General features: G+C 70.5%; 6 protein-coding genes. All 6 read left to right on the forward strand.

Translation table 11 applies throughout. The features are described from left to right. Positions 1 to 209, forward strand: a 209-nt coding sequence (locus ABT300_RS39100; protein ID WP_351686457.1) for a substrate-binding domain-containing protein, incomplete at its 5' end; no start/stop codon positions are given. 203 nt (positions 210 to 412) lie between these two features. Continuing rightward, the gene (locus ABT300_RS39105; protein WP_351686459.1) at positions 413 to 1,726 is read left to right on the forward strand and encodes an ABC transporter substrate-binding protein; all 1,314 of its coding nucleotides are present in this window, start codon (positions 413 to 415) and stop codon (positions 1,724 to 1,726) included. A gap of 79 nt (positions 1,727 to 1,805) precedes the next feature. Continuing rightward, positions 1,806 to 2,762, forward strand: a complete 957-nt coding sequence (locus ABT300_RS39110; RefSeq protein WP_351686463.1) for a carbohydrate ABC transporter permease — start codon at positions 1,806 to 1,808, stop codon at positions 2,760 to 2,762. After that, positions 2,759 to 3,613, forward strand: a complete 855-nt coding sequence (locus ABT300_RS39115) for a carbohydrate ABC transporter permease (protein ID WP_351686466.1) — start codon at positions 2,759 to 2,761, stop codon at positions 3,611 to 3,613. The genes ABT300_RS39110 and ABT300_RS39115 overlap by 4 nt, the downstream gene beginning before the upstream one ends. 106 nt (positions 3,614 to 3,719) lie before the next feature. Next, on the forward strand, positions 3,720 to 6,278 hold the full coding sequence (locus ABT300_RS39120) for a CBM35 domain-containing protein (RefSeq protein WP_351686469.1): 2,559 nt from the start codon (positions 3,720 to 3,722) through the stop codon (positions 6,276 to 6,278). Positions 6,279 to 6,401: 123 nt separating this feature from the next. After that, on the forward strand, positions 6,402 to 7,402 hold a 1,001-nt coding region (locus tag ABT300_RS39125; protein WP_351686471.1), incomplete at its 3' end, for an FGGY family carbohydrate kinase.

Genomic DNA, 7,402 nt, shown 5'->3' on the forward strand with positions numbered 1-7,402 from the left:
GCGTCATCGGCTTCGACGACGCCCCGCACTCCGCTTTCGTCACACCGTCCCTGACCACGGTCCGCATGGACTTCCAGGGACTGGGCCGCGCCGCCTTCGGGCTGCTGCGCGCCCAGCTCGACAGCGACCTCCGCCCGCCCGCGCCGGCCCCCGCACCGGTCGAGACCACCCTCGTCCTCCGGGAGAGCTCGGGGCCCAGAACCGCATGAGCCGGACGGGCCGTTCGCGCCCGCCGCACCGACAGCCGCCCTGCCCAGGTGCCACCGCCGTCTCCGCCTGGATCCGCCGCACCCGCCTCTTCCGTCCCCCTGCCCCTCTCAACCCCTTCCGCCCCTTCCGCCCCTTCCTCCCTTTCCGCCCGTGCCACCCCCCTCCCCTCGTGCCCTCCGCCCTCCGTACCAAGGATCACGCCATGAGAAGAGCCCTCTCCGTCCTTGCTGCTGCCTGCGTCCTCGGACTGACCGCGACGGCCTGCAGCGACAGCACCGCCGCCTCCTCCGGCGCCGCCCCCGAGGGGTCGGTCGACCCGACCGCGAGCCTCAAGGGCGTCGAGCTCACCATGTGGGTCGCGCAGAACAGCGTCGCGCAGCCCAAGCAGGCCGTCGAGGCGTTCGAGAAGGCCACCGGCGCCAGGATCACGACCCAGGTGATCCCCGACCCCTACGAGTCGAACGTGCCCACCAAGCTGGCCTCCGGCGACAAGCCGGACCTGATGTTCTGGCAGCCCACGGGCAGCACGCTGCCGTTCGTCCAGCCGGCGAAGAACCTGCTGCAGCTGGACAAGGAGGACTGGGTCTCCAAGCTCGGGAAGACGGAGCAGGGGCTCGGCCAGGTCGACGGCCACCGGTATGCCGCGATCGTCACGAGTCCGGCCGTCCTCGGCGTCTACTACAACAAGGACGTCTTCGCGAAGGCCGGCGTCACCGCGATGCCCACCAGCTACGACGACATGCTCGCCACCGCCGCGACGATCAAGGCGAAGGTCCCGGGCGTGGCCCCGTTCTTCGAGGTCGGCGGCGACAAGTGGCCCCTGCAGTGGCAGGTGCAGGCCCAGATGACGGATCTGCCGCAGTCGTTCTGGGACGACCTGAACAAGAACAAGGGGTCCTGGACCGACAAGAGGATCGTCGACGCGATCACCAAGTACAAGACGAGGATCCTCGACGGCGGGCTGGCCCAGAAGAACTACCGGACGGGCACGTTCGTCGACCAGGGCAAGGCGATCATGGACGGCACGGCCGCGATGGCCCTGAACGTCACCTCGCTGCAGTCCGAGATCCAGGCGACCTCCAGCACCGCGGAGATGGACAAGAAGCTGGGCTGGTTCCCGATCGCCAACAGCAAGGCCAACGCCGAGTACTCGCCCGACCAGACCAACGGCGTGGTCGCGTTCAACACCGGGGACGCCAAGCGGCAGAACGCCGCCCGGCAGTTCCTGTCGTTCTGGCTCGGGCCGGACTACCCCGCCTACATCAAGGCCGACAAGCTGGTGTCCGTGGAGCCGTCCGTGCCCAACCCCGACGGGCTGCCGCAGACGGCGATCGCCCAGGCCAAGGCGCTGTCCACCGCCACGGGCGTCTTCCAGGTCAACGCGCTGACCGCGCCGGACATGCACCTGGCCCTCGCCGACATGATCTACGGCAAGAAGACGCCCCAGCAGGTCGCCCAGGCCGCCCAGGACCAGTTCCAGCAGGTCCTCAAGGCCCGTGGCGTCTCCGGCTTCTGACCGGCGCCCTTCGCCAGCCCGTCCCCGGGCGGCCGCCCCTCGGCGGCGCGTCCGGGGCCCCGTACCGGAGGTAAGAAAAATGGTGGACACCGCCACCATGGACGCCGGCGCCGCCCCACAGGCGAAGGGCCGGGACCGCTCGTCGCCGCAGGGCCGACGCGAGCGCCCCCGCAGGAAGCCCGACCAGCCGTGGTGGTTCGCGCTGCCGGCACTGGCCGTGTTCGGCGTGTTCTTCCTGCTGCCGAACCTGCTGAACTTCGTCTACCCGTTCACCGACTGGTCGGCGTTCCACCCACAGATCGGGTTCGCGGGCCTGTCGAACTTCGACGCCATCCTGCACGACGGGTCCCTGGCGCGGGACATCCGCATCACGGTGGAGTACGCGGTCCTGGTGGCCGTCTTCCAGAACGGCTTCGGTCTCGCCCTCGCCCTGCTGCTGGAGCGCGACACCCGCTTCAACCGCTTCTTCCGCGCCGTCTTCTTCCTCCCGGTGCTGATCTCCGCCCTGGCCGTCGGCTACCTCTTCCGGGCGCTGCTCGCCCAGGACGGTGCGCTCAACGGCGTGCTCTCGTCGCTGGCGGGCCGTCCCGTGGACACGCCCTGGCTGGGTTCGACGACCTGGACGCTGCTCGTGGTGACGCTGATCCACGGCTGGAAGTGGATGGGCCTGGCCATGCTCATCTACCTGGCGGGCCTCAAGAGCATGCCCGGCGACGTGCTGGAGGCCGCGCGCATCGACGGCGCCGGCGGCTGGCGCACCTTCTGGTCGATCCGCTTCCCGCTGCTGGCGCCCGCGGTGACGTTCAACGTCACGACCGCGCTGATCGGCTCCATGAACACCTTCGACATCGTCCAGGCCACCACCGCGGGCGGCCCCGGCAGCGAGACGGAGGTCTTCAACATCTACATGTTCCGCGTCTTCGGCCAGGGGCTCTACGCCCAGGCGTCCGCGATGAGCCTGGTGCTCTTCCTCATCGTCGTCGTCCTCGCCGTGCCCGTCATCGTCGGCCTGCGCCGAAGGGAGAACAACCAGTGACCGCAGTCACCGCGTTCGCGCCGGCCCGCCGGAGCCCCCTGCGCTGGGCGCAGCCCGTCGCCGTCCTCCTCGTCGCGGCCGTCGCCGTCGGCATCCCGCTCTGGCTGGTGGCGGTGACCTCGGTCAAGCCCCAGGCCGAGGCGATCAAACCGAACCTCTCGCTGCCGCACCACGCGCAGGCAGGCGAGAACTACCGGCAGGCCTTCGACCAGGGCAAGGTCGTCCAGGGCTTCGTCAACAGCCTGCTGGTCGTCGTGCCCTCGGTCGTCCTGGTGCTGCTGCTGGGCGCGGGCGCCGCCTGGGTCTTCGCCCGCCGCACCGGACGCCTGGCCGGCACGCTGTACGCGCTGAGCATCAGCGGACTGCTGCTCCCGCCGGCCGTCATCACCATCGTCATGGAGCTTCGCCAACTCGGCCTGGCGGGCAGCCGGCTGGGCATGATCGCGGTCTACACGGGGATGTACCTCTCCACGTCGATCTTCTTCATGACCGGTTTCATCCGCAATCTGCCCGAGGAACTGGAAGAGGCCGCCCGCATGGACGGCGCCGGCCCGGCCAGGGTCTTCTTCCAGGTCATCCTGCCGCTGCTGCGCCCGGTCATCGCCACCGCCACGATCATGGTGATGCTGTTCGCCTGGAGCGACGTCTTCTACGCGTTCTTCGTCCTCGGCGGCGGCGACAGGGCCACCCTCCCGCTCAACCTCTACCAGGTCGCCAACGCACAGCTCTACCTGAACAACTGGCACCTCATCTTCGCCTACGTCGTGATGATGAGCCTGCCGATGGCGGCGGTCTTCGTCGTCGCCCAGCGCCGGGTCGTCGCCGGCATCACCAGCGGCGCCGTCAAGTAGCGCCTGCCTCCCTTGACCCCCGGGGCGCGCCTCCCCGCGCGCCCCGGCCCCTCCCCAGGTCCCATCCACGATCCTCCCGCAGCGACGCGGGAGGCGGAGGACATCCATGCCTCGAACCGCACGCAGATCACCGAAGGCCCGGCGCCTCGTGGGCTCGGTCGCCTTCAGCGTCGTCCTGGCCGGCGCGGCCCTGACCGGTCCGGTCGCCCACGCGGCCGATCCGCGGGTCACCGTCGACCTCGGCCGCACCACGGGCGCCGTGATGCACGGAGCGAACGGAACGCTGTACGGCCTGAGCGACGTCGGCGTCCCCGGCGACGAACTGGTCGCCCCGCTGCACATGACCACCGTCGTCCAGAAGCCGCAGGGCGGGGCGCAGCACCCGGGCGGCGACGCGCTGACGGTCAAGCCCGGCTTCGACCGCGCCGGCGGCGGCGACGTCTATGTCTACATGCAGGACGACTACGTCCAGTGGCCGTACGAGAACCTGGGGCCGGCCGACTACCTGTCCAAGGTCGACGGCATGGTCCGCGAGGTCGCCGCCCGCCCCGACGCGGACGATTTCGTGTGGGTGCCGTTCAACGAGCCCGACGGCAACTGGTATCCGGGGCTGGGGAGTTCCGACAGCGCCACGTACGCGGCCGCGCTCAGCGGCTTCAAGAGCGACTGGACCGCCGTCTACCGCAGGATCAGGTCGATCATCCCGGACGCCAGGATCGCCGGGCCCAACGAGACGCACTACGACGCCCGTCTCATGGGCGACTTCTATCCATGGGCGAAGACAGCCGGCGTCCTCCCGGACGTCACCACCTGGCACGAGCTCGACCCCGGCTCACTGTCGAGCTTCGAGTCCACCCTGTCCGCCTACCGGGCCCTGGAAGCCTCCGCGGGCATCCCCGCACTGCCGGTCAGCGTCAACGAGTACGGCAACCGGCGCGACCAGTCCGTGCCGGGACAGATGATCCAGTGGATGTCCATGTTCGAGCGGAACAAGGTCTACGCCGACCAGGCGTACTGGAACATCGCCGGGAACCTCGACGACAACGCCGCGCAGACGAACATCCCCAACGGCACCTGGTGGCTGCTGCGCTGGTACGCGGGCCTGACCGGCAAGACCGTGCAACTCACCCCGCCGCAGCCCGACACCGTCGACACCGTGCAGGGCATCGCGTCCCTGGACACCGGCCGCAAGCAGGCCCAGGTGCTGCTCGGCGGCGCCTCCGGATCCGTCGACACCGTGATACGGCACGTGCCGGCCTGCTTCGGCAAGAAGGTCGACGTCACGGTCGAGCGCACCGCGTGGAGCGGTTACGAGGGCGCCGCCGCCGCGCCCGCCGTGGTGTCCCGCACCAGGGCCGCCGTCGCCAGGGACGGCAGCGTCACCGTGCCGCTGACCGGCCTGGACGCCATGTCCGCCTACCGCGTCACGGTGAACCCGGCGGGCAGCGGCACGCCCGCCGCGACGAGCCTGCCGTGGTCGGCGTCGTACGAGGCGGAGAGCGCGGCCGTCACCGGCGGCACGGTCTACGCGCAGGGTTCGCGCTCCAACCCGTACGGTTTCGCCACCTCCGGCGCCAAGGACGTCGGCAGCCTGAACCAGCCGACCAGCAAGGTCGCCTTCACCGTGGACGTCCCGCGCACGGGCGCGTACGACCTGGACGTCTTCTACGGCAACCAGTCGGGCGGCCCCGCCACCCAGAGCCTCACGGTGGACGGCGACTCCGCGGGGACCCTCGCCTACGGCTCCACCCTGAACTGGACCTACCGCGCCAAGGCGAGCACTCGCGTGCCCCTCACCGCCGGCAGGCACACCCTGACCCTGGCCAAGGGCACGAACGAGGTCACCCTCGACAAGATCGACCTCACGGCGTCCAGAACGCCCGACTCCGTGTACCCGGCGACCTACGCCGACATCAGCGGCTCCCCCTCCTACGACTACTCCGCCTCGGGCGTCAGCGGCGCCGGCGCCCTGGTGCTGGGCCGCGGCGACAAGGCCGCCTTCGACGTGTACGCACCGGCCGACGGCTACTACACCGTGCACGCCGACTACGCCTCCACCGGCGACAGCACCCTGAGCATGGACGGCGCCACCGCCGTCACCCTCGCCGCCGCTCGGGGCCGCGTCACCGACAAGGCACTGCGGCTGTACCTGTCGGCGGGCAACAACCGCATCACCGCCGCGCCCGTGGGCGGCGGCCGCCTCACCCTGCGGGACCTGCGGGTCACCGGCGCCGCCGACACCGGGGGCGTCGCCTCCTACGAGGCCGAGGACGCCGCCCTCGCCGGGACCGCGGACGTCTCCGGCAACCCCTGGACGTCTGGCGGCAAGTACGTGGGCCACATCGGACTGGGCTCCGCCAACACCCTCGCCTTCCGGGTGAACGCCCCGGCGGCAGGCCGTTACGTGATGAACGTGCGGTACGCCAACGACGAGGTCGCGGGCTCCGGGAACTACAACACCAACGTCGTCTCCAGGGCCGCGGACATCACGGTGAACGGCGTCCCGAGCACGGTCATGTTCCGCAACACCTACAGTTGGTCCAACTTCTGGGACCTGCCGGTCCCGGTCACCCTGAAAGCCGGCGTCAACACCGTCGCCTTCGCAAATTCCACCGCATACGCGCCCGACATCGACAAGGTGACCGTCGCGCCGTTGACCGGCTGACCTCACCTCGGCCGGGGTCTACACGGGCCCCGGCCTTCCCCATCCTCCACACCACCGGTTACCTTTCCCCTATCCGCAATACCGAACGTTGATTGTCATACCGAACAGAAGGGCGGTCCGGTGGTGAACGCCGAGATCCTGGACGAGCGCGGGGAAGAGTCCCGTCCCGACACCTACGTCATCGGAGTCGACTACGGCACGCTGTCCGGGCGGGCCGTGGTGGTCCGGGTCTCCGACGGCGCCGAGCTGGCGTCGGCCGAGCACCCGTACACCCATGCCGTGCTCGACCGGGAGCTGCCGGACGGGACCGCGCTGCCGCCGGACTGGGCGCTGCAGGTGCCGTCCGACTACATCGACGTCCTGCGCATCGCCGTCCCTGAGGCGCTGACCCGCTCGGGGGTGCGCCCGGAGCAGGTCGTGGGCATCGGCACGGACTTCACCGCCTGCACCATGGTGCCGACGCTGGCCGACGGCACGCCGCTGTGCGAGCTGCCGGACCTCACCGGCCGTCCGCACGCCTACGTCAAGCTGTGGCGTCACCACGCGGCCCAGGCCCAGGCCGACCGCATCACGGCGCTGGCCGAGCAGCGCAAGGAGCCGTGGATCAAGCGCTACGGCGGCAAGATCTCCTCGGAGTGGGAGTTCGCCAAGGCGCTGCAGCTCCTCGAGGAGGACCCGGAGATCTACGCCCGGACCGAGCGCTGGGTGGAGGCCGCGGACTGGATCGTGTGGCGGCTGTCCGGGAACTACGTCCGCAACGCCTGCACCGCCGGCTACAAGGGCCAGCTGCAGGACGGCGTCTACCCGTCGCCGGAGTACCTCGCCGCGCTGAACCCCGACTTCGCGGACTTCGTGAGCACCAAGCTGGAGCACCCGATCGGGCAGCTCGGCGATCTGGCGGGCGGTCTGACGGCCGAGGCGGCGGCCTGGACGGGCCTGCCGGAGGGCATCGCCGTGTGCGTCGGCAACGTCGACGCCCATGTGACGGCGCCCGCCGCGACGGCCGTGGAGCCGGGCCGGATGGTGGCTGCCTCGGTCACCTCGACGTGCCTCTTCGGGCGGCGTGCGAAGCGCCATGCGTCCGCCGTGAGCAGCACCAGCGCGAGCCAGACCAGGCCGAAGCC

It is taken from the genome of Streptomyces sp. NPDC001027, from assembly GCF_040299045.1.
GTDB lineage: Bacteria > Actinomycetota > Actinomycetes > Streptomycetales > Streptomycetaceae > Streptomyces.